This window comes from Prauserella shujinwangii (assembly GCF_003001955.1).
In the GTDB taxonomy this organism is placed as follows: domain Bacteria; phylum Actinomycetota; class Actinomycetes; order Mycobacteriales; family Pseudonocardiaceae; genus Qaidamihabitans; species Qaidamihabitans shujinwangii.
Genome location: NZ_PVNH01000004.1, coordinates 156,471 through 180,139, shown reverse-complemented (window position 1 = coordinate 180,139; position 23,669 = coordinate 156,471). Strand labels below are relative to the sequence as shown.

General features: G+C 73.0%; 22 protein-coding genes. 6 read left to right on the top strand and 16 right to left on the bottom strand.

Features of this window, described 5'->3' with window-relative positions; all coding sequences use genetic code 11:
• Nucleotides 1–70: 70 nt before the first annotated feature.
• Entirely contained in the window at nt 71–3,688 is a 3,618-nt protein-coding gene (gene smc / locus B0I33_RS10595) for a chromosome segregation protein SMC (RefSeq protein WP_106178444.1), read from the bottom strand.
• Between the two features lie 241 nt (nt 3,689–3,929).
• Complete coding sequence (locus B0I33_RS10590; protein WP_181193267.1) at nt 3,930–4,199, bottom strand: acylphosphatase; 270 nt, start codon at nt 4,197–4,199, stop codon at nt 3,930–3,932.
• Nucleotides 4,200–4,395: 196 nt separating this feature from the next.
• Here B0I33_RS10590 and B0I33_RS10585 point away from each other — a divergent pair, with 196 nt between their 5' ends.
• A complete protein-coding gene (locus B0I33_RS10585) occupies nt 4,396–5,022 on the top strand; it encodes a hypothetical protein (protein ID WP_106178442.1) in 627 nt (208 codons plus the stop codon).
• On the opposite strand, the gene B0I33_RS10580 is transcribed toward B0I33_RS10585, so the two are convergent.
• Nucleotides 5,023–5,712, bottom strand: a complete 690-nt coding sequence (locus B0I33_RS10580) for a response regulator (protein WP_106178441.1) — start codon at nt 5,710–5,712, stop codon at nt 5,023–5,025.
• Nucleotides 5,709–8,279, bottom strand: coding sequence for a sensor histidine kinase (locus B0I33_RS10575; RefSeq protein ID WP_106178440.1), 2,571 nt, complete (start codon nt 8,277–8,279; stop codon nt 5,709–5,711). Before B0I33_RS10575 ends, B0I33_RS10580 begins: the two co-directional genes overlap by 4 nt.
• A gap of 140 nt (nt 8,280–8,419) precedes the next feature.
• Here B0I33_RS10575 and B0I33_RS10570 point away from each other — a divergent pair, with 140 nt between their 5' ends.
• Nucleotides 8,420–9,724 (top strand): ROK family protein, encoded by a 1,305-nt coding sequence (locus B0I33_RS10570; RefSeq protein WP_245900589.1) that lies wholly within the window; start codon nt 8,420–8,422, stop codon nt 9,722–9,724.
• A gap of 132 nt (nt 9,725–9,856) precedes the next feature.
• Nucleotides 9,857–10,378, top strand: a complete 522-nt coding sequence (locus B0I33_RS10565) for a YflT domain-containing protein (RefSeq protein WP_106178438.1) — start codon at nt 9,857–9,859, stop codon at nt 10,376–10,378.
• A gap of 47 nt (nt 10,379–10,425) precedes the next feature.
• On the opposite strand, the gene B0I33_RS10560 is transcribed toward B0I33_RS10565, so the two are convergent.
• The 9 genes from B0I33_RS10560 to rsmD all read right to left on the bottom strand — a co-directional run bounded on the left by B0I33_RS10560 (nt 10,426) and on the right by rsmD (nt 16,649).
• Nucleotides 10,426–11,601, bottom strand: a complete 1,176-nt coding sequence (locus B0I33_RS10560) for a DUF1700 domain-containing protein (RefSeq protein ID WP_106178437.1) — start codon at nt 11,599–11,601, stop codon at nt 10,426–10,428.
• A complete protein-coding gene (locus tag B0I33_RS10555) occupies nt 11,598–11,921 on the bottom strand; it encodes a PadR family transcriptional regulator (protein WP_106178436.1) in 324 nt (107 codons plus the stop codon). Before B0I33_RS10555 ends, B0I33_RS10560 begins: the two co-directional genes overlap by 4 nt.
• 100 nt (nt 11,922–12,021) lie before the next feature.
• Entirely contained in the window at nt 12,022–12,885 is an 864-nt protein-coding gene (mutM, locus tag B0I33_RS10550) for a bifunctional DNA-formamidopyrimidine glycosylase/DNA-(apurinic or apyrimidinic site) lyase (protein ID WP_106178435.1), read from the bottom strand.
• Nucleotides 12,886–13,000: 115 nt separating this feature from the next.
• Complete coding sequence (gene rnc, locus B0I33_RS10545) at nt 13,001–13,747, bottom strand: ribonuclease III (RefSeq protein WP_106178434.1); 747 nt, start codon at nt 13,745–13,747, stop codon at nt 13,001–13,003.
• A gap of 12 nt (nt 13,748–13,759) precedes the next feature.
• Entirely contained in the window at nt 13,760–13,942 is a 183-nt protein-coding gene (rpmF, locus tag B0I33_RS10540) for a 50S ribosomal protein L32 (RefSeq protein WP_106178433.1), read from the bottom strand.
• Nucleotides 13,943–14,023: 81 nt separating this feature from the next.
• Nucleotides 14,024–14,626 (bottom strand): YceD family protein, encoded by a 603-nt coding sequence (locus B0I33_RS10535; RefSeq protein WP_106178432.1) that lies wholly within the window; start codon nt 14,624–14,626, stop codon nt 14,024–14,026.
• A gap of 89 nt (nt 14,627–14,715) precedes the next feature.
• Nucleotides 14,716–15,438, bottom strand: coding sequence for a flotillin family protein (locus B0I33_RS10530; RefSeq protein WP_106178431.1), 723 nt, complete (start codon nt 15,436–15,438; stop codon nt 14,716–14,718).
• A gap of 92 nt (nt 15,439–15,530) precedes the next feature.
• Complete coding sequence (gene coaD / locus B0I33_RS10525; protein WP_106178430.1) at nt 15,531–16,031, bottom strand: pantetheine-phosphate adenylyltransferase; 501 nt, start codon at nt 16,029–16,031, stop codon at nt 15,531–15,533.
• A gap of 69 nt (nt 16,032–16,100) precedes the next feature.
• Nucleotides 16,101–16,649, bottom strand: a complete 549-nt coding sequence (gene rsmD, locus B0I33_RS10520) for a 16S rRNA (guanine(966)-N(2))-methyltransferase RsmD (RefSeq protein WP_106178429.1) — start codon at nt 16,647–16,649, stop codon at nt 16,101–16,103.
• 122 nt (nt 16,650–16,771) lie between these two features.
• On the opposite strand from rsmD, the gene B0I33_RS10515 reads away from it, so the two are divergent.
• Both B0I33_RS10515 and B0I33_RS10510 read left to right on the top strand, forming a co-directional pair.
• Entirely contained in the window at nt 16,772–18,904 is a 2,133-nt protein-coding gene (locus tag B0I33_RS10515; protein ID WP_106178428.1) for a HelD family protein, read from the top strand.
• Between the two features lie 44 nt (nt 18,905–18,948).
• The gene (locus B0I33_RS10510) at nt 18,949–19,947 is read left to right on the top strand and encodes an LLM class flavin-dependent oxidoreductase (protein ID WP_106178427.1); all 999 of its coding nucleotides are present in this window, start codon (nt 18,949–18,951) and stop codon (nt 19,945–19,947) included.
• A gap of 20 nt (nt 19,948–19,967) precedes the next feature.
• Here the strand turns inward: B0I33_RS10510 and B0I33_RS10505 are convergent, their stop codons facing one another.
• Nucleotides 19,968–20,801, bottom strand: coding sequence for a maleylpyruvate isomerase family mycothiol-dependent enzyme (locus B0I33_RS10505; RefSeq protein WP_106178426.1), 834 nt, complete (start codon nt 20,799–20,801; stop codon nt 19,968–19,970).
• Nucleotides 20,802–20,995: 194 nt separating this feature from the next.
• Here B0I33_RS10505 and B0I33_RS10500 point away from each other — a divergent pair, with 194 nt between their 5' ends.
• A complete protein-coding gene (locus B0I33_RS10500) occupies nt 20,996–21,796 on the top strand; it encodes a SagB family peptide dehydrogenase (protein WP_106178425.1) in 801 nt (266 codons plus the stop codon).
• Nucleotides 21,797–21,857: 61 nt separating this feature from the next.
• Here B0I33_RS10500 and B0I33_RS10495 read toward each other — a convergent pair whose 3' ends face one another.
• Together B0I33_RS10495 and B0I33_RS10490 are read right to left on the bottom strand one after the other, a co-directional pair.
• Nucleotides 21,858–22,655 carry an ABC transporter permease gene (locus B0I33_RS10495; RefSeq protein WP_245900588.1) on the bottom strand — a complete coding sequence of 266 codons (798 nt, stop codon included), beginning with the start codon at nt 22,653–22,655 and terminating at the stop codon, nt 21,858–21,860.
• Nucleotides 22,648–23,619 (bottom strand): ATP-binding cassette domain-containing protein, encoded by a 972-nt coding sequence (locus tag B0I33_RS10490; RefSeq protein WP_106178424.1) that lies wholly within the window; start codon nt 23,617–23,619, stop codon nt 22,648–22,650. Before B0I33_RS10490 ends, B0I33_RS10495 begins: the two co-directional genes overlap by 8 nt.
• Nucleotides 23,620–23,669: the final 50 nt, after the last annotated feature.

Genomic DNA, 23,669 nt, shown 5'->3' with positions numbered 1-23,669 from the left:
CCGCATCTTGGCAGAACCACGGCGCCCATGGCTCGGGAGTGCGAAACGTGGTGAGAACGACGTTCCGCACTCACGACGGCGCGGCGGCGGGTTCCTCCTCCACCTCGACGCGCTCCTCCCGCAACCGCTGGGAGATCACCCTGGTGATGCCGTCGCCCTGCATGCTCACGCCGTACAGCGCGTCGGCGATCTCCATGGTCGGCTTCTGGTGCGTGATGATGATGAGCTGCGAGTTGGCGCGCAGCTGCTCCAGCAGGCCAATGAGCCTGCGCATGTTCGTGTCGTCGAGCGCCGCCTCGACCTCGTCCATCACGTAGAACGGCGACGGCCGCGCCCGGAAGATCGCCACCAGCATCGCCACCGCGACCAGCGACTTCTCCCCGCCGGAGAGCAGCGAGAGCCGCTTGACCTTCTTGCCGGGCGGCCGCGCCTCGACGTCGACGCCGGTGGCGAGCAGGTCGTCGGGCTCGGTGAGCACCATGCGGCCCTCGCCGCCGGGGAACAGCACCGAGAACACGGTCTCGAACTCGCGCGCCACGTCGTGGTAGGCGCTGGAGAAGACCTCCAGGATCTTCTCGTCGACCTCCTTGATGACGGTGAGCAGGTCCTTGCGGGTGGCCTTGAGGTCCTCCAGCTGCGTCGAGAGGAACTTGTAGCGCTCCTCCAGCGCGGCGAACTCCTCCAGCGCGAGCGGGTTGACCTTGCCGAGCAGGTTGAGGTCCTTCTCCGCGCGCTTGGCGCGCCGCTCCTGCGTGCCGCGGTCGTACGGGATGGGCTGGGGCGCCATCACCGTCTCGCCGCGTTCCTTGGCGGCCTCGTACTCCGCCATCTCCCCCGCGCCCGGCGGCACGGGCACGTCCGGCCCGTACTCCGCCACCAGGTCGTCGAGGCCGATGCCGAAGTCCTCGACGATCTTCGTTTCCAGCTGTTCGAGGCGCAGCCGCTGCTCGGCGCGCAGCACCTCGTCGCGGTGCACGGCGTCGGTGAGCTTCTCCAGCTCCCCGGTGAGCTCCCGGACGCGGCTGCGGACCTGGCCGAGGGCGTCCTCGTGCCGCTGCCGCCGCTGGTCGGCCGCGTCGCGCTCGGCGGCCGCGCGCTGCAGCGAGTTCTCGATGCGTTCCAGCGCGACCTCGCCGCCAGTCACCACGGCGGCCGCGATCTCGGCGCCCCGCGCCCGCGCGACGCGCGCCTTCTCCGCCCGTTCCCGGGCCTCCCGCTCGGCCTGCGCTGCCCGCCGCAGCTGGTCGGCCTTGCCCTGGATGCCCCTGGCCCGCTCCTCGGCGGTGCGCAGCGCGAGCCGGGCGTCGACCTCCTCCTGCCGCACGGCGGACAGCGACTCGGCGGCCTCGTCGCGCTCGGTCGTGTCCGGGTCCTCGTCCACCGGCTGCTCGGCGACCGTGGCGAGGCGCTCCTCCAGCTCGTTCAGCTGGCTGTGCACCTCCTCCCGGTGCTGCTCGACCTTCGACCGCTGGGTGTAGAGGCGCTCGACCTCGGCCTTCGCCGAGCGCGCCGCCTGCTCCAGGCTGCTCAGCCGCTCCGAGGACCGCGCCTTGCGGACCTTGGCCTCGTTGAGCGCCTCCTTCGCGCGGCTGACCTCCTCGCGCCGGTCCTGCTGCTCGGCGCGGGCGCCCTCCAGCTCGGCGGCGGCGCGTTCCAGGGCCCGCTCGGCGGCGGCGAGGCGGTCCTGTGCCTCGTCGACGGCGGCCTGGACCTCGATCACGCTCTCGTCGCGTGCGGAGCCGCCCACCGCCCAGTGGCTGCCGAGGACGTCGCCGTCGGTGGTGACGGCGCTGACGTCGGGGTGCGCGGCGACCAGCCCGCGGGCGGTGTCGAGGTCGCCGACCACGGCGACCCGCTCCAGCGCGCGCTCGACGGCGGGCCGCAGCGCGTCCGGCGCCCGCACGACCTCCCGGGCCCAGCGCGCGCCCTGCGGCAGCGCGGGCCAGCCGGAGGTGTCGACGGTGCCGGGCGCGCCACCGAGCAGCAGGCCCGCGCGGCCCGACTCGGTGTCCTTCAGGTAGCGCAGCGCGGCCACGGCGTCGGCGCCCGCCTGGACCGCGACGGCGTCGGCGACCGGCCCGAGCGCGGCGGCGAGCGCCACCTCGTAGCCGGCGTCGACGGTGAGCAGCGCGGCGACGGACCCGAGCAGCCCCGGCAGGTCGTCGCCCGCCGCGAGCAGGGCGCCGGCGCCGTCCTTGCGCTTGAGGCCCATCGAAAGGGCATCGACGCGCGCCTTCTCCGAGGCGATGTCCCGCTCAGCGGCGCGTTCGGCCTTGACGAGCTCCTCGACCCGCTCCTTGGCGGCGTCGTTGGCGCGCACGGCACGGTCGTGCCGCTCCCGGAGATCGGCGTCGTCGGAATCCTCCACCCCGCCCTCGGCGCGGGCCTGCTCCAGGTCCTCGGCGGCGGCCTCGGCGCGGGCGGTGGCCTCCTCGATGCCCGCCGTGAGCCGCTCGATCTCGTCGGCGGTGGCGCTGCTCTTGCTGCGCAACGCCTCGACCTGGCCGGAGAGCTTCGCGATGCCCTCCCTGCGGTCGGCGATGGCGCGGACGGCCGCCATGTGTGCCCGCTCGGCGGCCTGCACCACCTGCTCGAGGTGCTCGCGGCGCTCGATCGCGGCGGAGAGCAGCGCACGGGCCTCGGAGACCTCCTCGGCCAGCTCCCGTTCCCGCTCGGCGGCCTCCTCGGCCTCGGCGAGCAGCTCCTCGGGGTCGCGCCCGGTGGTGCCGGTCTCCACCTCGGCGGAGAGGTGCCGCTGCCGCTCGACCGCGAGCCGCACGGTGCCGCGCAGGCGCTCGGCCAGCGCGGACAGCTTGTACCAGGTGTCCTGGGCGGCGGCGAGCTTCGGCGCGTCCTCGGCCAGCGCCGCCTCCAGCTCGGTCTGCTCGGAGGTGGCGACCTCCAGCGCCTGCTCCACCTCGGCGCGGCGGGCGCGGGCCGCGTTCTCGTCGGCCTCCTCCCTGGCGATCTGCTCGCGCTGGCCGACCAGGTCGTCGGCGAGCAGGCGCAGCCGGGCGTCGCGCAGCTCGGACTGCACCACCTGGGCCTTGCGGGCGATCTCGGCCTGCTTGCCGAGCGGCTTGAGCTGGCGGCGCAGCTCGGTGGTGAGGTCGGTCAGCCGGTCGAGGTTGCCCTGCATCGCCGTCAGCTTGCGCAGGGCCTTCTCCTTGCGCTTGCGGTGCTTGAGCACCCCGGCGGCCTCCTCGATGAAGGCGCGCCGGTCCTCCGGCTTGGCCTGCAGGATCTCCGAGAGCTGGCCCTGGCCGACGATGACGTGCATCTCGCGGCCGATGCCGGAGTCGGACAGCAGCTCCTGGATGTCGAGCAGCCGGCAGGTGCTGCCGTTGATCTCGTACTCGCTGGCGCCGTCCCGGAACATGCGGCGGGTGATCGAGACCTCGGAGTACTCGATGGGCAGGGCGCCGTCGGCGTTGTCGATCGTGAGCGTCACCTCGGCGCGGCCGAGCGGCGCGCGGCCGGACGTGCCGGCGAAGATGACGTCCTCCATCTTGCCGCCGCGCAGGTCCTTGGCGCCCTGGGTGCCCATGACCCAGCGCAGGGCGTCCAGCACGTTCGACTTGCCGGAGCCGTTCGGACCGACGACGCAGGTGATGCCCGGTTCGAACCGCAGCGTGGTCGCCGACGCGAAGGACTTGAAGCCCTTGAGCGTCAAGCTTTTGAGGTGCACGCGCCTGCTGGCCTTTCCCCTACGACTCCCTGTTCCAACCGGCAGATGCTACCCGGGCGGCCGGACGCGGCGTGGGACGTGGCCCACTCAGGGGCGCGGCGCCCGCCCCCGGACCGCCCCAGGCGCCCCACCAGCCCCACTGATGCGAAGCAAGGGAGCTTTACTACCGCCAGACGGGAGTAAAGCTCCCTCGCTCCCTCGCTCCCTTGCTCCCTCGCCGGGGCGGGGTGGGGTGGTGGGTTCAGCGTTCGACGAAGCCGGGCAGGTCGCCGCGCGGCTCGGACCAGCGTTCGACGACGTGATCTACTCGACCGGGTGACTCTCCGGACCGCAGCGCGGCCAGCAGCCGCGCACAGTGGTCCTTCGGTCCTTCGGCGACCACCTCGACGCGGCCGTCGGCGAGGTTCGTCGCCGAGCCGGTGAGGCCGAGCTCGAGCGCCCGGCTGCGGGTCCACCAGCGGAAACCGACTCCTTGCACCGAACCGTGCACCCAGGCGGTGAGGCGGGTCATCTCCGTTTCGTCAGCCACGGCCCCATCGTGCCGTATGCCGTTCGTCGCAGACAGTGAACCGCTCACAGCGCGCTCCCTCCTGCGAGATCACTCCACGGTGGTACGGTCCCGCCCTGGATACGCCGTCCGGACGAACACCGCCCGGACGGTTCGGGAGCACACATCCGTCACGTCAGGAACTCCGAAGGAGTCATGCATGGCCCCCTCCCCAGGGTCAGGCCCGCGCGCCGAGGTCGCGCCGCCCCGCGAGTCCGCCGGCACGTTCCAGCGCACGGGCTACCTCGCGCTCGCCGTGAGCGGGCTGCTGCTCGCCACCGCGTTCGGCGCCATCGCGCAGGTGGCGGGCCCGAGCGAGACGGTCGAGGCCGGCGGCGACGGCGCCACGGTGCGCAACGGCGCCGCCTCCGGGCAGCAGGGCGGACCGCAACTGGTGCCGGGACAGGCCATCCCCGGCGAGACCACGATCCTCGTCGACGGCGTCGCGGTCACCGGCACGCTGCCCCCGTCCACCACGGCGCCCACCACCGTGGTCAGCAAGGGCCCCGACGGGCAGACCACCACCACGGTCATCACGCCCTCGGCCACCGGCACGACCCCGGGCAGCGGACGGTCCGACCACACCCCGTCCCCCGGCGGTGGCGGCAGGCCGGTCGACCCGGGCACCAGCATCCCGGGCACCACGTCCACCCAGCAGCCCACCACCACGACGCCTCCCGACACTGGCTCGTCAACGCCACCCGACAGCGGGGAGTCCTCCCCGCCGCCCGGCTCCGACACGTCCGAACCCAGCGAGTCGGCAACGCCGACATCGGCTCCCCAGTAGTCAGGGTTCGAACCGGTAGCCCATTCCCGGCTCGGTGAGCAGGTACCGGGGCCGGGAGGGCTCCGGTTCGAGCTTGCGGCGCAGCTGCGCCAGGTAGACCCGCAGGTAGTGCGACTCGGTGTCGTACGCGGGGCCCCAGACCTCGTGCAGCAGCTCCTTCTGCGCCACGAGCCGCCCCCGGTTGCGCACGAGCAGTTCCAGCACACCCCACTCGGTGCGCGTCAGGTGCACCTCGGTGCCGTCCCGGCGGACCCTCTTCGCCACGAGGTCGATCGTGAACGCCGCGGTCTCCACCACCGCGTCGCCCTCCGACGCGGACACCGAGGAGCGGCGCAGCGCGGCCCGCAGCCTGGCCAGCAGCTCGTCCATCCCGAACGGCTTGGTCACGTAGTCGTCCGCACCGGCGTCGAGCGCGTGCACCTTGTCGACCGAACCGTCCCGTGCGGACAGCACCACGATCGGCACCTGGGTCCAGCCGCGCAGCCGCTCGATCACCTCCACGCCGTCGAGATCCGGCAGGCCGAGGTCGAGCACGACGACGTCGGGCCTGCTCTCGGCGACCGCGCGCAGCGCACCCTCCCCGTCGTACGCGGTTCCGACCTCGTACCCCCGCGCGGCGAGGTTGATCCGCAGCGCGCGCACGATCTGCGGCTCGTCGTCGACCACGAGCACCTTGCTGGCTTCCGTCATGCGCTCACCCCACGTCCGGCCGGCAGGGAGATCACCACGGTGAGCCCGCCACCGGGGGTGTCCTCCGCGCGAATGCCGCCACCCATCGCCTCCGTGAATCCTTTCGCGACCGACAACCCGAGCCCGACGCCGGGGGTGGTGTCGCGGTCGCCCGCCGCGGGCCCGCCGCCGGGCCGCGTCAGCCGCTGGAAGGGCGCGAACGCCAACTCGGCTCCGCCCTTGGGCAGGCCGGGCCCGTGATCCACCACCCGCAGTTCCACGCTCCCGGAGTGCGCGCTGGCCCGCACCGCCACCGGCCCGTCTCCCGCACCGTGCCGCAGGGCGTTGTCGACCACGTTCGCCACCACGCGCTCCAGCAGTCCCGGATCGGCCTGCACCAGCGGCAGCCGTTCGTCCACATCCACCACGACCGAAGCCGAGCCGTCTAGGTTGGACAGTGCACGAGCGACGACTTCGTCGTAGCCGACCGGATGCAGGTGTGGCCGCACCGCGCCGGTGGCCAGCCGGGACGAGTCCAGCAGGTTGTCGACGAGCCCGGCGAGGCGGTCCACCGAGATCTCGATGGCCTCCAGCAGCTCCGCGGTGTCCTCCTCGGACAGTCGCAGATCCGGCGCGCGCAGGCTGCCGATGGACGCCTTGATGGACGTCAGCGGTGTCCGCAGGTCGTGCCCGACGGCCGACAGCAGCGCGGTGCGCAGCTCGGTCGCCTCGGCCTTCCGCTCCGCCTCGGCCGTGGCGGCCGCCATCCGCTGCTGCCGCAGGGCGAGCAGCGCCTGCCCCGCGGCGGTCTCCAGCACGCCGCGGTCGGCGGCGGGCAGCGACCGCCCGCGCAGGGTGAGGTGCACGTCGGCCGTCACCGGGACGTCGGCGTCGGCCTCGTCGGGGTCGGTGCACGGCGGCCCGCCCGATCCGGCGACGCGATGCCAGGCCCCGTCCCGGCGTTCGAGCAGGGACACCGAGGTCAGCCCGAAGTTCTCCCGGACCTTGGCCAGCAGGTGCTCGAGCGGGGCCGGATCGGCCAGCACGATCCGGGCGTACGAGGCGAGCAGCGACGCCTCGGTGCGGGCCCGCGCCGCGCGCGCGGAGCGGCGTGCGGCCTGGTCGACGACGAGCACGACGGCGAACGACACGGCCAGCATGGCCACCACGGTCACCAGGTCGCGGGCGGAGGACACCGCGAACGACGGGTAGGGCGGCGCGAAGAGCAGGCACAGCAGCGCCGCCGACAGCAACGCGGAGGCCAGCGCGGGTCCGGCACCCCCGAGCAGCGCCACCACGACGACCGCCAGCAGGTAGCTCAGCGCCTCGGCGGAAAGGTCCGTCGCGCTCCGCACCGGAAGCGCGAGCACGGTCACCAATGCCGGCCCGAGCAGCGCCAGTGCCCACCCGGTGAGGTGCCGCCCCGAGCCGAACGGGCCGCGCCCCAGCTTGGCCCGCCAGCGCCCGCCCGCCTCGTCGTGGGTCACCATGTGCACGTCGATGGGGCCGGAACCCTGCACCACGGTGGCGCCGATGCCCTCGTCGAACAGCCGCGCCAGCCGGGAACGCCGCGAGGTGCCCAGCACCAGCTGGGTGGCGTTGGCGCCGCGGGCGAACTCCAGCAGCGCCGTGGGCACGTCGTCGCCGACGACGGTGTGGAAGGTCGCGCCGACGCCCTCCGCGAGCTTGCGGTAGTGGCCGAGCGAGGTCGGTCCCGCCGCGCTGAGCCCGGTGCCGCGCAGCACGTGCAGGACGAGCAGTTCGGCACCGGCCCGGTTGGCGATGCGGCGCGCCCTCCGGATCAGGGTCTCGCTCTCGGGACCGCCGGTGATGGCGACGACGACCCGCTCCCGCGCCTCCCACGGGTCGGTGATGTCCTCCTCGGCGCGGTACCGCTGCAGCGCGACGTCCACCTGGTCGGCGACCCACAGCAGCGCCAGCTCGCGCAGCGCGGTGAGCGTGCCGAGCCGGAAGACGGTGCCGAGCTCGGCGTCGATCCGCTCGGCGGGGTAGACGTTTCCGTGCGCGAGCCTGCGCCGCAGCGCCTCGGGTGTGATGTCGACCAGCTCGACCTGCTCGGCCCGGCGCACCACCTCGTCCGGCACCGTCTCGTCCTGCCGGACACCGACGATCCGCTCGACGACGTCGCCCAGGCTCTGCAGATGCTGCACGTTCACGGTGGTCAGCACGGTGATCCCCGCGGCGAGCAGGTCCTCGACGTCCTGCCAGCGCCGTTCATGACGGCCGCCGGGCGCGTTGGCGTGCGCGAGCTCGTCGACCAGCACCACGTCGGGGCGGCGGGCGAGGACCGCGTCGAGGTCCATCTCGGGCACCTCGGCACCGTCGAGCTCGGCGATCCGCGGCGGAACGGTCTCGAGCCCGTCGAGCAGGGCGGCGGTGCGTGCCCTCCCGTAGGTCTCGACGAAGCCGACCACGACGTCGGTGCCCCGCTCGGCGCGGCGGTGGGCCTCACCGAGCATCGCGTAGGTCTTGCCCACCCCCGGGGCCGCACCGAGGTAGATGCGCAGCTCCCCCCGGGCCGGGCGGCGTCCCGGCTGTTCCTCGGTCACGCCGCCAGTGTCCCGCATGGGGGCCCGTACGCCAGCTCGCCCAGGGCCGATATTGTCACGTCGCTTCAGTTTTCGATGTCACCGCTAATGTGTTTTACATACAGAAGTTTTGCGCTGCCCGGTATATCATGAGAGGCGTCACACATAAGGGGGTCCTTGTGGAGGATCGGTCAGGCAGCGCTGATACGCCGAACGGCGAGCTGCTCGAGAGCTACACCCGGCTTCTGGAACTGGTGCGCAGCGGCCAGGCGGAGACCAGACCGGAACTGAGCCAGCGGACCGGTCTCGGCAGAACCGCCATCACCCAGCGCACCACCACGCTGCTGGAGGCCGGGCTGCTGGAGGAGGGCGATCTCAGCCCGTCCACGGGCGGCCGTCAGGCCAGGACCCTCCGCTTCCGCAAGGACGCGGGCCGCATTCTCACCGCCGAGCTCGGCGCCACCGGATTCATCGCGGGCATCACCGACCTGATGGGCACCGTGCTGGCCATGCGCTACGGCGACTGCGACATCGCGCTGGGACCCGAACCGGTGCTCACCGAGGTCGAGGCGGCGCTCGACGAGCTGATGACCGAGGCCGGCGTCGAGCGCGGTCAGGTGTGGGGCGTCGGCCTGGGCCTCCCCGGACCGGTCGAGTTCGCCACCGCGCGCCCCTCGGAGCCGCCGATCATGCCCGGCTGGAACAACTACGCCGTGCGCGACCGGCTCGGCGCGCGGTACGACGCGCCCGTGTGGGTGGACAACGAGGTGAACCTGCTCTGCCTCGGCGAGCTGCGCACACCGGGACTGCCGATCGGTGACGGCGACCTGCTCTACGTCAAGATCGGCACCGGCATCGGGGCGGGCATCAGCAACTCCGGCGGCCTGCACCGTGGCGCGCAGGGCTGCGCGGGCGACATCGGGCACGCCGCCGTCTCCGACGACAGCACCGTGGTGTGCCGCTGCGGCAAGACCGGCTGCCTCGAGGCGCTGGCCGGTGGCGCCGCACTGGCCAGGGACGGCGAGGAACTGGCGCGGTCGGGCGAGAGCCCGGCGCTGGCGGCGGCGCTGGCCGAGCGCGGCACGGTCACCGGTGAGGACGTCACGGCGGCCGCGGCGGCGGGCGATCACCAGGCAGTGCAGCTGCTGGTGCAGGCGGGCAGGCGGATCGGGGCGATGCTCGCCACCATGGTCAACTTCTACAACCCCTCGATCATCCTGCTCGGCGGAAAGGTCGCGGGCGCGGGGGACCTGTTCCTCGCGACGATCCGGGAGACCATCTACCGCCGCTCACTGCCACTGTCCACCCGGGAGCTGCGCATCGAGCGGGCCCGGCTCGGCGAGGAGGGCGGGCTCGTCGGAGCGGCGTTCATGGTGCTCGACGAGCTGTTCTCGGTGCGCTACTTCGGACAGTGGCTGCCCGCGGGCTCCCCGGCGGGCATGCCCTGGATGCACACGGCCAACGGCGGGCGCGTCCTGGTGTGAGCGGGTGCCCCCGCGTCCCCGAGGGCGGCGGCTGCTGAGAAGTCCCTGTGAACTCGGTCGCCACGGGCACGGAATCGCCCCTGCCGGACGTTGACCGGAGTGAGCACACTTTCCACCCGAGGGGTGACAGCGATGACCACAGCGTTCACGCGGACCGCGTTCACCGGCACGACCAGGATGCCGCAGCTGCCGACGATGCCGACGGGCTGGCCGATCGGTTCCTACGACAGCTACGAGGAGGCCCAGCGCGCCGTCGACCACCTCGCCGACAGCGACTTCCCGGTGCACGACGTCACCATCGTCGGGGTCGAGCCCATGCTCGTCGAGCGGGTCGCCGCGCGGCTGACGTGGAGCAAGGTGCTCAGCAGCGGCGCGATGTCCGGTGCCTGGTTCGGCCTGTTCGTGGGCCTGTTGCTGAGCCTGTTCACCCCCGGCGCCGGATTCCTGCCGATCGTGATCGGCCTGGTCTCCGGGATCGGGTTCGGTCTGGTCTTCGCCGCGACCGGGTACGCGGCCACCCGCGGCAGGCGCGACTTCGTGTCGCACAGCCAGCTCGTCGCCCGCCGCTACGACGTGCTCTGCCAGCCGCGTCACGCCGAGAGCGGCCGCGACCTGCTCGCCAAGCTCGCGATGCGCAGCACGTACGCGAGCTGACGAGCGGCCACGGTCCACACCGGACGCTGGGACACCGGGACACCGGATCAGCGGGTCGGCTCGGCCGGCTGCGTCCTCGGGACCACCGCCGTGAACGGCACCTGGTCCGTCTGGGTGCAGTGCGGGAGGTAGGCGTCGTAGCCGTTGAGGTCGCCCCGCTCGTCGTAGGCGCCCTGCTCGATGTGCGGGCGCGGGTACCGGTTGTCCCGCCCCACCACCGACGTGGTGCCGGTCTCCGGGCGGCAGACGTGCCTCGGCATCGTCAGCGGCCTGCCGTCCTGGTCGTACAGGTACACGTCGGTTACCGGCTCGCCCTCGGAGTCGAAGACGTACACGTTCTCGACCGGGTGCTCGCCGTAGAACAGCGCGGGCTCGCCGTTCACCGTGTTGGCGGGCTCGTAGGCGTACGGGCTCGTGTGGTAGCCGAAGTTCCCGCTCACCCGCTCCCCCGCGAAGCCGAGCAGGCCCAGCGCACTGCCTGCGACGAGGGCGGACAGCGGCAGGCTCAGCCACAGCAGCCGTGCGTCCCGGACGGACCGTGGTCCCGACCACATGGCCGCGGCCGCCAGCACGAGCAGCAAGGGCAGCACCAGGAACGCGTCGCGGCTGCGCAGGACGAGCAACAGTCCGAACAGGACGAGCACCGTCGCGCACAGCAGCCACCAGGCGGGGCGCAGCGAGCGCAGGTAGCCGGGAAGGCCGCCGGCGGGCTCGCCCGCACGCGGGCGCAGGGCCTGCAGGAGGCGGCGCACCTCGGGCAGGTCGGCCACCCGCTCCGTGCCGTGCCGCCAGACGAACCAGCCGCTCGCCGCGAGGACCGGGACGATCAGCAGCAGGGCGAGCAGCGGCTCCTCGGACAGCGACAGCCCCGCCACCAGCCCGGTGAGCGCGAGTCCGCACACGCAGGCGACGAGGCTCCACAGCACGAGGCGCGGCAGGCCCCGCCCCGCCGTCGCGGCGCCGGTCCCCTCGGTCTCCTCGCCCGGTGGAGGCGGCGGGTAGTCACCCGCGGCGCGCAGCTCGGCGGCGTAGGCCTCCGGCGTCCCGATCCGCTCGCTCATCGCGTCGACCCCGGCGCGTTCGCCCAGTTCCGCCGCGATCTCGAGCAGGTGCGGCCGCACGTCGTCGAGGATCTCGTCGACCTCGGCGGCGGGCAGGTCCGCGAGGGCGGTCCGCACCCTCGCGAGATAGCCGCGCACGGCGGGCGGGCTCTGGTCGCTCATACTGTCTCTCCCAACAGGCCGTCCATCGACTTCGCGAAGCTCCGCCAGGTCCTCCCCGACTCGGCGAGCCGCTCCCGGCCCCGTTCGTTCACGCTGTAGTACTTGCGGTGCGGGCCTTCTTCACTGGGCATCACGTAGGACGTCAGCAGTCCGGCCTTGTACAGCCGCCGCAGCGTGCCGTACACCGACGCGTCCCCCACCTCGTCGAGACCGGCCTGCCGCAGCCTGCGCAGGACGTCGTAGCCGTAGCCGTCCGCGTCCCGGAGCACCGCCAGCACCGCGAGATCGAGTACGCCCTTGAGCAGTTGGCTGATCTCCACCGCTGTCCTCCACTCTTGCGGGTGGAAGACTAGCACGCATTGCACAGTAGTGCGGTAAGCCTTGCTCGCATCGGCGTAACGATGGGATCTCGCCGCCCGGTCAGCGCGGCCCGCGCGGCCTCGGCTGGCAGCGCGGGCAGGAGAACGACGACCGGTTCATGAAGGGATCGCGCCGGATCGGCGTGCCGCACCGGTCACACGGCCTGCCCGCCTGCCCGTAGGCGTTCAGCGAGCGGTCGAAGTACCCGGACTGGCCGTTGACGTTGACGTAGAGCGCGTCGAACGAGGTCCCGCCCGCCGCGAGGGCCTCCGCCATGACGTCCGCCGCGGCGCCGAGCACGGCGCGGGCCTGCGCCGCGGTGAGCCGCTCGGTCGGCCGCGCCCAGTGCAGCCGCGCGCGCCAGAGCGCCTCGTCGGCGTAGATGTTGCCGACTCCGGACACGAGCGTCTGGTCGAGCAGGGCACGCTTGACCTCCGTGCGCCGGGCCCGCAGGGCGCGGGCGGCGACGGCCAGGTCGAACGCCGGGTCCATCGGGTCGCGCGCGATGTGCGCGATCGTGTCCGGCACCGGCGTGCCGCCGGAGTCGACCAGGTCGGCCAGCGCCAGGCCGCCGAACGTGCGCTGGTCGACGAACCGCAGCTCGGGCCCTCCGTCGGCGAAGGTGAACCGGACCCGCAGGTGCTTCTCGTCCGGCGCCCCCGGCGGCTGCACCCGCATCTGGCCGCTCATCCCGAGGTGGGCGAGCAGCGCCTGGCCGTCGGCGAGGTCGAGCCAGAGGTACTTGCCACGCCGCCGGGCGGCCTCGACCTTCACCCCGGCGAGCCTGCCGGCGAAGTCGGCCGCGCCGGGCACGTGCCTGCGGACCGCGCGGGGATGCAGGACCTCCGCCGAGGCGATGATCCGGCCGGTGACATGCGCCTCGAGACCGGCGCGCACCACTTCGACCTCGGGAAGCTCAGGCACCGGACCAGCGTACCCGCGACCGCGGGTCACCGGACGTGCGTGAGCACGTGGCCGGAACCACGGGAGCGCTCGCGAGAGCCGACCGGGCGCGGCACCGGCGCTGCCCGGCGCCGGGTCACGCTCCTCCGGCGCTCTCCGGCTGCTCCAGCTCGGCGGTCAGCGCGCGCCAGGCCGACTCGGCGGCCTTCTGCTCGGCTTCCTTCTTGGTCGTGCCGTCGCCGTGGCCGAGATCGCGGCCGCCGACGAGCACGATGGCGCTGAACTCCTTGCGGTGGTCGGGACCGGTGTCCTCCACCTTGTACTCCGGCACGCCGAGCCCGGCCGACGCCGTCAGCTCCTGCAGGCTGGTCTTCCAGTCCAGGCCCGCGCCCCGCAGCGGCGCCTCGGTGAGCAGCCCGTCGAAGAGCCGGTGGACCAGGGCGCGCGCGGTGTCGATGCCGTGCGCCAGGTAGGTGGCCCCGATGACGGCTTCGAGGCCGTCTGCGAGGATGCTGGCCTTGTCCCGGCCACCCGTGAGCTCCTCCCCCTTGCCCAGGAGCAGGTGGGCGCCGAGACCGCCCGCACCGAGACCGCGCGCGACCCCGGCCAGCGCGTGCATGTTGACCACGCTCGCCCGCAGCTTCGCGAGCTGCCCCTCGGGCAGATCGGGGTGCCTGCGGTACAGGTGGTCGGTGACCACGAGGCCCAGCACGGCGTCGCCGAGGAACTCCAGCCGCTCGTTGGGCGGCAGGCCACCGTTCTCGTACGCGTACGAACGATGGGTCAGGGCGAGCCGGAGCAGCTCGGCGTCGAGTTCGACGCCGAGCGCCTCGAGTAACGGTGTGGGATCTGCTGCCGGACCCGTCGGCGACTTACCCCCCATCAGCGGTCCGCCCTAGGCGGGCTCGACAACCTGGCGCCCGCCGTACTGACCGCAGGTCGGGCAGGCGATGTGCTGCGGCTTCAGCTGCTTGCACGCGCGGTTCTGGCACGGCACCAGCTGCACCGGACGCGCCTTCCACTGCGCGCGGCGCGAGCGGGTGTTGGAACGCGACATCTTCCGCTTCGGGACGGCCACGGCTGGTACTCCTCATCACGATCTGCTCGCGGGCGCGAGCATGCCTTGTCGGTCTGGGTCGAGCGGGGTGCTCGTGGGGTTTCAGCGGTCCGAGCCGTCCGCCGGCTGCTCACCCGGAGTGTCCTCCAGACGCTCGACCAGCGCGGCCCACCGAGGGTCTATCGTCTCATGCCCGTGTCCGGGGTCGAGATCGGCCCACTTGACACCGCACCCCGAACACAGGCCCGCGCAGTCCTCGTCACACAGCGGCACCAGCGGCAACGCGAGCACCAGGGCGTCCCGGACCAGCGGCGCCAGGTCGAGCTTGTCGTCCACGACCCGGAAGACCTCGTCCTCGTCGGTGGTCTCCTCGGTGGTGGACTCGGGATAGGCGAACAGCTCGGTGAGTTCGACCTCCACCTCGCCGGTGCCGGGGTCGAGGCAGCGGGAGCAGTGCTCCTCCGTCGGCGCGGCGGCCGTCCCGGTCACCAGCACGCCTTCGACGACGGCCTCCAGCAGCAGGTCGAGCGTGATGGTGGAGCCGGCGGGAATCGTGATGACGTCGGGCACGCCGAGCGCGACGTCCACCGGGACCTCCCGGCGCACGGTCCTGCTCGACCCGGCGCGCCTGCCGAGCTCGCGGGTGTCGATCAGCCACGGGTTGCGCGCATCCGAGCGCGCCAGGCTGAGGCTCTCTTCAGACATGGGCTTTCTACTGTTGGAGATGGCGGGCGGGCCACGGCGCGCCGGAACCGGCGCGGGCCACTCCCTCCAGGGTACGCGAGCGCGCTACCTCAATGTGCCTGGTAGTCGTACACGGTCGAGCGACCGCCGAGCGCGCCGGGACCCCGCAGGTGGTTGCGGCCGGAGTCGACCGTGCGCAGGGTCGTCGACAGCAGTTCGGAGAACTCGGCCAGCTTGCCGTCGACGTAGGCGTCGCAGTCGGCCCGCTGCCGGTCGGCCTCGGCGTGCGCCTCGTCGACGATCCGCGCCGCCTCCGCGTGCGCCGCCTGCACGACCTCGGTCTGCGCCACCAGGCGCGCCTGCTCGTGCCTGCCCTCCTCGACGGCGCGGTCGTAGGCGTCCCGGCCCGCCTGGATCATCCGCTCGGACTCGGCGTGCGACCGGTCGACCAGGTTCTGGTACTCGGCCTGGCCCGCCGCCACCGCCCGGTCGGCCTCCGCGTGCGCGTCGGCGACCAGCTGCTCGGCCCGCGCGTGCGCCTCCGCGAGCAGCCGCTCGGCCTCGGCGCCGGCGTCGGCGATCGTCTGCTCGGCCTCCTCCTTCGCGGACCGGACGGTGCTGTCGGCCTCGCCGCGGGCGCGCTCGAGCAGCTCGTCCCGCTTGTCCAGCACGTCCTGGGCGTCGTCGACCTCACCGGGCAGCGCGTCGCGGACATCGTCCAGCAACTCCAGCACGTCGCCCCTCGGCACGACGCAGCTGGAGGTCATCGGGACGCCTCGCGCCTCCTCGACGATCGTGACGAGCTCGTCGAGCGCCTCGAACACCCGGTACACGGCAAACTCCCTCGCGGCCTTCGATCCCCATGGGCTGCTCCAGTACCACCCAGTCTGCCCGGTTCCGGAGGTGATTGCCGCGATCCGCCGCCCTACGGCGTGTCAGTCCCCTGCTCCCCCGCGCGCAGTCGCGCGGTGAGCCGGTCGAACACGACGCCCGGCACCATGTCGGAGACGTCGCCGCCGTAGGTGGCGACCTCCTTCACCAGCGAACTGGACAGGAAGCTGTAGGCCGGGTTGTTCGACATGAGCAGGGTCTCCACCCCGGACAGTTCGCGGTTCATCTGCGCCATCTGCAGCTCGTAGTCGAAGTCGCTGACCGAGCGCAGTCCCTTGGCGATCGCGGCGATGCCGTTGGCCCGGCAGTAGTCGACGAGCAGGCCGTGCCAGGAGTCGACCCGCACGTTGGGCAGCTTCTCGGTGACCTCGCGCAGCATCTCCATCCGCTCGTCGATGGAGAACAGGCCCTGCTTCTTCTTGTTGATGAGCACGGCGACCACGACCTCGTCGAAGAGCTGCGCGGCCCGCTCGATGATGTCGAGGTGCCCGTTCGTCGCGGGGTCGTAGGAACCGGGACATACCGCTCGGCGCATGGCGCGGACGCTACCAAGCGGGCCCCGCTCCCGCGCGGGATGTGACGCAGGTCCCCTACTCCCACCGCGCTACCGCTCGGCGCGGAACAGGGCGGTGTCCCCGTAACGCCGTGGCTGAAGCGGGGTGAGCCCGGCGGGCCACGGCGGCTCGCCGTCCCGCCACGCGCGTTCGACCACGACCAGGCCACCTTCGGCCAGCCAGCCGCCCTCGGCCAGGGCCGCGAGTGCCGCGGCCAGCCGCTCGTCGCCGAGCGCGTAGGGCGGGTCGGCGAGCACGAGGTCGAACGGCTCCGGCGCGGGCTCGGCGAGGATCGCCTCCACCCGGCCGTGCCGGACGGCGCCGCCGAGCCCGAGCGCGGCGACGTTGGCCGTGAGCACGTCGGCCGCGCGGCGGTCGGCCTCGACGAACACCGCGTCGGCGGCGCCGCGCGACAGCGCCTCCAGCCCGAGCGCGCCCGAACCCGCGTAGAGGTCGAGCACCCGGGCGCCGGCCACCTCGCCCGCCGTCTCCAGCGCGTTGAACAGCGCCTCGCGGACGCGCTCCGACGTGGGCCGGGTGCCTTTCGGCGGCACGCGGAGCCTCCTGCCACCCGCCGACCCGGCGACGATCCTGGTCACCCCGGCATTCTCCCGCGCCCGCACGGGAGGTGTGGCGTTGGTCGGGACGTGGTGAAGCGGCCCGCGGGAACGCGTATTGTCGTTCTTCCCCTTCCCGGCGGATTGAGCTCTAGGAGCACTGAGTGTCGGAACCTCGGGTCAGACGGGCCGAGATCGCCATCGAGCAGTCCCACGTCGATCGGGTCTACGCGCGTCTCGCGGAGCTCCGCAGCCAGGCGGAGGCGATGCGGAGCAAGGGATACGAGATCGGGCACGGGGCCCAGCGCGAGGCCGTGTTCGAGCAGGCGTCGATGCTGTTCGAGCGGGACATGATGGTGTACCACGCCAACCAGACCCTGGCCTCACTCGACGCCGAGTACGAGGGCCTGGTCTTCGGCAGGCTCGACCACACCAGCCGGGAGACCGTCTACGTCGGCAGGCTCGGCATCCGTGACGCCGACTTCGACAACCTCGTCACCGACTGGCGGGCTCCCGCCGCCGCGGCCTTCTACCAGGCGACCGCCGAGGACCCGATGGACGTGGTGCGCCGCCGTGTCATCCGCTGCTCGGGGCAGACCGTGCTCGACGTCGACGACGACGTGCTGATCCCCGAGGGCGTGCCGGACGACATGCGCGTCGTCGGCGAGGGCGCGCTCATGGCGGCGCTCGGCCGCGCCCGTGGCGAGAAGATGCGCGACATCGTCGCGACCATCCAGAAGGAACAGGACGAGGTGATCCGGGCGCCGTGGCGTGGCGTGACCGAGATCACCGGCGGCCCCGGTACCGGGAAGACCGCCGTCGCCCTGCACCGCGCGGCGTACCTGCTCTACCGGCACCGCCGCCAGCTCGGCGGGGCTGGCGTGCTGGTCATCGGCCCGTCCGGCGTGTTCACCAACTACATCTCGCGCGTGCTGCCGTCGATGGGTGAGACCAATGTGGAACTGCGCGCGCTGGGCCAGGTGCTCGACGGCATCGAGGCGACGCGGCAGGACCCCGCGCGGCTGGCCGCGATCAAGGGCTCGCTGCGCATGCGCAAGATCCTGCTGCGCGCGTTGCGGGACACACCGCCGGACGCGCCGACCGAGATGCGGATCGTCTACCGCGGCGAGGTGCTGAAGCTGACCGCCAAGGAGCTGGACCGCGTCCGCCGCAAGGTGCACACGCAGGGCGGCCCGCCGAACCGGTCGCGGGTGCGGGCGGCGGAGACCCTGCTCGCGGCGCTCGCGGACAAGGCCGAGGAGTACGCCCGCGCCGACGGCAGGACCGTCGACCGCGAGGAGCTGATCACCGACCTCGGCGAGCGGCTGGAGTTCCACCGCTTCCTCGTCGTGTGGTGGCCGGTGCTGTACCCGGCGCAGGTGCTCCGCTGGCTGGGCGACGAGCGCAGGCTCGCCAAGGCGAGCAGGCAGCTGCTGGACTCCGACGAGATCGCGCTGCTCGCCGCCTCGATGGCCGACCGGTCGCGGGGCTGGACGGTGGCCGACATCGCCCTGCTCGACGAGCTGCGCGTGCTGCTGGGCCCGCCGCCGAAGCGGCGCAGGCGGCAGCAGGTGGAACTGGAGGCCGAGCAGGAGCGGGACAGCACCGCCACCCGGGGCCCGCAGCGCCCCGAGCACTACGACGAGTACTCGCACATCGTGGTGGACGAGTCGCAGGACCTCTCCCCGATGCAGTGGCGGATGGTGGGCAGGCGGGGCAAGTACGCGAGCTGGACCGTGGTCGGCGACCCCGTGCAGAGCTCGTGGCCGGATCCCGGGGAGGCCGCACAGGCGCGGGACCAGGCGTTCGGGCCCCGCACACCGCGCAGGCGGTACACGTTGCGCACCAACTACCGGAACTCGGCGGAGATCTTCGCGCTCGCGGCGCGGGTCGTCGCGGGTCACGCCGAGGCGGACGACCTGCCCGACGCTGTGCGTGCCACGGGCATCGAGCCGCAGATCCGCGGGCTGGAGCCGGGCACCGTCGAGGGCGCGGTCCAGGCGGCGGTGAAGGAGCTGCTCGACGCCGTCGAGGGCACGGTCGGCGTCATCTGCGCGATGGACCGCGTGCCACAGGTGTCCGGATGGCTCGCCGCGCAGGCCGACGAGCGGCTGAAGGTGGTCGGCAGCCTCGACTCGAAGGGGCTCGAGTACGACGCGGTGGTGCTGCTCGAACCGAGCGAGCTGATCCGGGAGTCGCTCACCGGCAGGCGCGTGCTGTACGTGGCGCTGACCAGGGCCACCCAGCAGCTCGTGGTGCTCGCCTCCGACGACGGCTGGCTGCCGGACGGCCGGTAGCCGCCGCCGGAAGGTTCCGGAGGTCCCGCGCGTTGCAGCAGGGCGTGAGCTCCCTGACTGACGTCCCGCTGTCGGTGCTCGACCTCGCACCCGTCTCCAGCGGGTCCGACGCCGCCACGGCACTGCGCAACACCGTCGACCTCGCCCGGCACGCCGACCGGCTCGGCTACCACCGGTACTGGCTGGCCGAGCACCACAACATGCCGGGCATCGCCAGCTCGGCGACGGCGGTGCTGATCGGGCACGTCGCCACGGCGACCGAGCGGATCAGGGTCGGCTCCGGCGGCGTCATGCTGCCCAACCACGCGCCCCTCGTCGTCGCCGAGCAGTTCGGCACGCTCGAGGCCTTCCACCCCGGCCGGATCGACCTGGGCATCGGCAGGGCGCCCGGCACCGACCCGCGCACCGCGCACGCCCTGCGCGGCTCGGCCGGACTGGGCGCGGAGGACTTCCCGCAGCGGCTGGCCGAGCTGATCGCCTACTTCGAGCCGGACCCCGACCGTGCCGTCAACGCCTACCCCGCACAGGGTCTGCGCCCGCCGGTCTGGCTGCTCGGGTCGAGCGGGTACAGCGCCCAGCTGGCCGGGATGCTCGGCCTGCCGTTCTCGTTCGCGCACCACTTCGCGGCCGAGAACACGGTGCCCGCCGTCCGGCTCTACCGCGAGTCGTTCCGGCCTTCCGCGGTGCTGGACGAGCCGTACGTCCTGCTCGGCGCCGCCGTGATCTGCGCCGAGGACGACGAGCGGGCGCGCTGGCTGGCCGGGCCGAGCGCGCTGAGCTTCCTGAGCCTGCGCAAGGGCAGGCCGATCCCGCTGCCCTCGCCGGAGGAGGCCGCGGAGTACCCGTACACCGATCTCGACCGGGCGTTCGTGGAGGAGCGTCTCGCGAGCAGCATCGTCGGTTCCCCGGAGACGGTCCGGAAAGGACTGGACGCGCTGCTCGCCGACACGGACGCCGACGAGATCATGGTCACGACGATGGTGCACGGCCACGCCGACCGGGTGCGCTCCTGCGAGCTGGTGGCCGAGCTGGCCGGACGGTAGGGCCCCGTCTCGCCGCGCGGTCAGTGGATGATCGACACGATCCGGCAGGCGGCCTCGGCCAGGTCGCGGTCGCCGTCGATGCGGGCGCGGGACAGGGCTTCGCCCGGTTGGATGCCGCGGGTGCACAGGCGCCAGGAGGTCTCCGGGTCCAGCCGCACGAGCGCGGCGGGACGGCCCGTGTCCGGCGGGGCCAGCGACCAGCCGCTGCCCGTGGAGGTGACCGTCCAGGTGCCGCCGGCCTCCCCGTCGATCCGCAGCCGAACCTGCGTCCCGGGCGGGGCGTCGACCGCACACAGGGTGTGCGGCAGGGCCCGCATGAAGGTGTCGAGGACCACGGACAGGAGCCGGGGATCAGGGTCGGTCCCCTGCCCGGCGGCGTGCCGGATCTGCTGGCGGTGGGTCCAGAACTCGGTGAGGTCGCGGGCACTGTCCAGCCACATCGGCGCCGGGTCGGCCCCGGCCCATGACACGCCCAGCGAGGGCGCGCCGGGGTCGGCGCTCTCGAAGAACCGGGCGACCTGCGCCCCGATCAGGTCCAGCGTGTCGACGAGCGCGGCCGGGCTCACCCGGGAGAAGGCGTCCACCCACTCGTGGTTGATGCGGTGGAGGAACGCCTCCAGGGTTTCGCCCGGCGCGCAGACCGGCCCTTCCCGGTGGCCGTCGCGGTCGCGGGCGAGCCGCCCGTAGTAGTCGCCCAGGACGTGCGCGGCGAGATCGCGCACGGTCCAGCCGGGCACCGCTTCCCTGGCCCAGTCGGCCGGTGCCAGGCCGCGCAGGGTGGCGATCAGCGCCGCGTGCTCGGGTGCGAACAGGGGGCGGGCATCGAGGGGAGTGCCGAGCCGTGCGTGCGTCATGACCGCAGCCTGCCGACCAGGAGGATCGCCGGCTACCGAATATCCCCGTTACCGGCTCACGCCGCACGGGCGCCGGCCCGGCCCCGTCCTCCAGCCGCTGTGGGACCGGGGCGCGGGGCAACCAGCCGCCCGGTGAGCGGGTGCCTTAGCGCAGACAGGTCCCGAGATTCGCCCGAACGGGTTACGATTCGGCCATGCTCGCTCGCGAGCCGGGGTCCGGACGGGATGAGGCGATTCGGGGGCTGTCGGTGGGTGTCGGTGAGACGACCAGGAACGGGGACCGGGTAGCACGGCGGACCGAACGCGCGCTCGCGGTGCACCGGCTGCTCAACTCGCAGAGTCCGAACCGCCCGGTGCCGTTGTCCGACAAGGGCCGGATCGCCTTGCCCGACATCCAGCCGCCGCGCGCGGACCTGGTCGCGGCGCTGGCGATGCGGCGCTCCGGCTATGCCTACGAGGACCGTGACCTCGAGTTCAGGGCACTGAGCGCGTGGCTGCGGTTCGCCGTGGGGGTGCAGCGGTTCGTGCCCGCGTACGGCCGGCCCGAGCACCCGCTCGGGATGGCGCCCACCGCGGGTGGCCTGCCCAGCCTCGGCGTGTACGTGCTCGTCCGGCGGGCGGAGGAGGTTCCGTCCGGTTTGTACCGTTACGAGGCGGTTTCGCACGAGCTGGTCGAACTGAGCACTGTGGACCCGACCGGAGCGCTCGAACTCGTGTACGCGCAACCGGAGTTCGCCACCCGGCCCGCCGTGTCCCTGGCCCTCACCGCCCGGCTCGACGTGGCGTTCGGCCAGTACCCGCTGCGGCACTACCGGACGCTGCACGTGGACTCCGGCGTGGCCGTGCAGAACCTCTACCTCGTCGGCACCGCGCTCGGCCTGTCGTGCTGCGCGGTGGCGGAGTTCGACGACGCGGGGCTCGCCGCGCTGCTCGGCACCCCGGACACGGAGATCCCCACGATGCTGTTCGCCGCGGGGCACGCCGAGCAGCGGTGAAGGGCACGTTCCGCGCCGTGAACGCGGGCGATGTGCCCTTCACCGCCGCCGGGCGGCGGGGTCAGGAGGTGCGGCGGCGGAACAGCACGGCGGCCACGGCGACCGCGGCGAGCACGATGCCCGTGCACCACAGCACCGCGACACCGGCCCGGTCCGTGCCCGGCATGCCGATCAGCAGCCCGCGCAGCGTCTCGATCACCGGGGTCACCGGCTGGTGCTCCGCGATCGGCCGCAGCCAGCCCGGCATCGTCTCGATCGGCACGAACGCGCTGCTCGGGTAGGGCAGGAACATGAGGAAGAACGCGAACCCGTTGGCGCCCTCGGGGGTACGGGAGAGCAGCCCGAACACCGCGGCCAGCCACGACACGGCCAGCACGAACAGCTGCACGATCCCGAGCGCGGCGAGCCATTCGAAGGCGTTCGCGTCCGGCCGGAAACCGATCAGCAGCGCCACCGCCAGCATCACCACCCCCGCCCACACGGTGCGGACGACGCTCGCCGCGACGTGCCCGGCGAGGATGGCCGCGCCGCCGATGTCCATCGACCGGAACCGGTCGACGATCCCCTCCTGCAGGTCCTGTGTCACGGCGACGGCGGTCTGTGCCGACACGAACCCGGTGCACAGCACGAGCACCCCGGGCAGCGCATAGTTGACGTACTCGGTCGACGTGCGGATCGCTCCACCGAACAGGTACACGAACAACAGCATGATCATGGCGGGCAGCAGCACCGCGGTCAGCAGCGCGTCGATGTTGCGCCTGCTCAGGCGCACGGCCCGCCGGATCATCACCAGCGTGTCGCCGACGGGGCTGTGCGCCCGTCCGGGCACGGCCGCCGGGCTGGTCGCGAGGTCAGACACGGGCGGACTCCTTCTCGGGCTGGGGGGTGGTCGCGGTGTGGCCGGTGAGGGCGATGAAGGCGTCGTCGAGCGTCGCCGTGCGGATCGAGAACCGCCGCAGCAGCTGGCGTCCGGGGTCCAGCTCGTCGAGCAGCGTGCGCACGTGCGCGGCGGTGCCGTCGGTGGGCACGGCGACGGACAGCGCCGCGCGGTCGAGGGCCACGGCGCGGTCCCCCAGCGCACGCGTCACGGCCGCGAACGCCGCCGAGTCCACCGTCACGAGGTCGAGCAGCTGACCGGCCACCCGCTCCTTGAGCTCGTCCGCGGTGCCCTCCGCGAGCACCCGGCCGCCGTCGAGCACCGCGACGCGGTCGGCGAGCCGGTCGGCCTCCTCCAGGTACTGCGTGGTGAGGAACACGGTCACCCCCGAGTCGGTCAGGCTGGTGACCACCTCCCACATGGCCTGCCTGCTGCGCACGTCGAGGCCCGTGGTCGGCTCGTCGAGGAAGATGACCGACGGTTGCCCGACGAGGCTCGCGGCCAGGTCGAGGCGCCTGCGCATGCCGCCGGAGTAGGTACGGACGAGCCTGTTCCCCGCGCCGGTGAGGTCGAACCGCTCCAGCAGCTCCGCGGCCCGCTGCCGCGCCCAGCCCCCGCGTAGCCCGCACAGCCGCGCCATCATCCGCAGGTTCTCCTCCCCCGTCTGCAGCCCGTCGATGGCGGCGTACTGCCCGGTGAGGCTGATCCGGCGGCGTACCCGGTGCCGGTCGCGCACGAGGTCGAGCCCGTCGATGCGCGCGTGGCCCGCGTCGGCGCGGATGAGCGTGGCCAGGATGCGCACGGTGGTCGTCTTGCCGGAGCCGTTCGGCCCGAGCAGGGCGAACACGCTGCCGCGGGCCACCCCGAACTCGACTCCGGAGAGCACGCTCAGCTCGCCGAAGGACTTGCGCAGTCCGGCCACCTCGATGGCCAGGTCGGTGGTCATGGGATCCCCTCACTTTCTGCGTATCACTTACGCAGTTTTTGTACTGCGTA

Coding starts and splice junctions, on each gene's coding strand:
- coaD (WP_106178430.1), bottom strand. CDS start 16,031: ATGCGCCGAGCGGTATGTCCCGGTTCCTACGACCCCGCGACGAACGGG.
- B0I33_RS10535 (WP_106178432.1), bottom strand. CDS start 14,626: ATGTCTGAAGAGAGCCTCAGCCTGGCGCGCTCGGATGCGCGCAACCCG.
- B0I33_RS10500 (WP_106178425.1), top strand. CDS start 20,996: ATGCTCGCTCGCGAGCCGGGGTCCGGACGGGATGAGGCGATTCGGGGG.
- B0I33_RS10585 (WP_106178442.1), top strand. CDS start 4,396: ATGGCCCCCTCCCCAGGGTCAGGCCCGCGCGCCGAGGTCGCGCCGCCC.
- B0I33_RS10490 (WP_106178424.1), bottom strand. CDS start 23,619: ATGACCACCGACCTGGCCATCGAGGTGGCCGGACTGCGCAAGTCCTTC.
- B0I33_RS10580 (WP_106178441.1), bottom strand. CDS start 5,712: ATGACGGAAGCCAGCAAGGTGCTCGTGGTCGACGACGAGCCGCAGATC.
- B0I33_RS10575 (WP_106178440.1), bottom strand. CDS start 8,279: ATGCGGGACACTGGCGGCGTGACCGAGGAACAGCCGGGACGCCGCCCG.
- B0I33_RS10505 (WP_106178426.1), bottom strand. CDS start 20,801: ATGACGCACGCACGGCTCGGCACTCCCCTCGATGCCCGCCCCCTGTTC.
- B0I33_RS10590 (WP_181193267.1), bottom strand. CDS start 4,199: ATGACCCGCCTCACCGCCTGGGTGCACGGTTCGGTGCAAGGAGTCGGT.
- rnc (WP_106178434.1), bottom strand. CDS start 13,747: ATGGGGGGTAAGTCGCCGACGGGTCCGGCAGCAGATCCCACACCGTTA.
- B0I33_RS10560 (WP_106178437.1), bottom strand. CDS start 11,601: ATGAGCGACCAGAGCCCGCCCGCCGTGCGCGGCTATCTCGCGAGGGTG.
- B0I33_RS10565 (WP_106178438.1), top strand. CDS start 9,857: ATGACCACAGCGTTCACGCGGACCGCGTTCACCGGCACGACCAGGATG.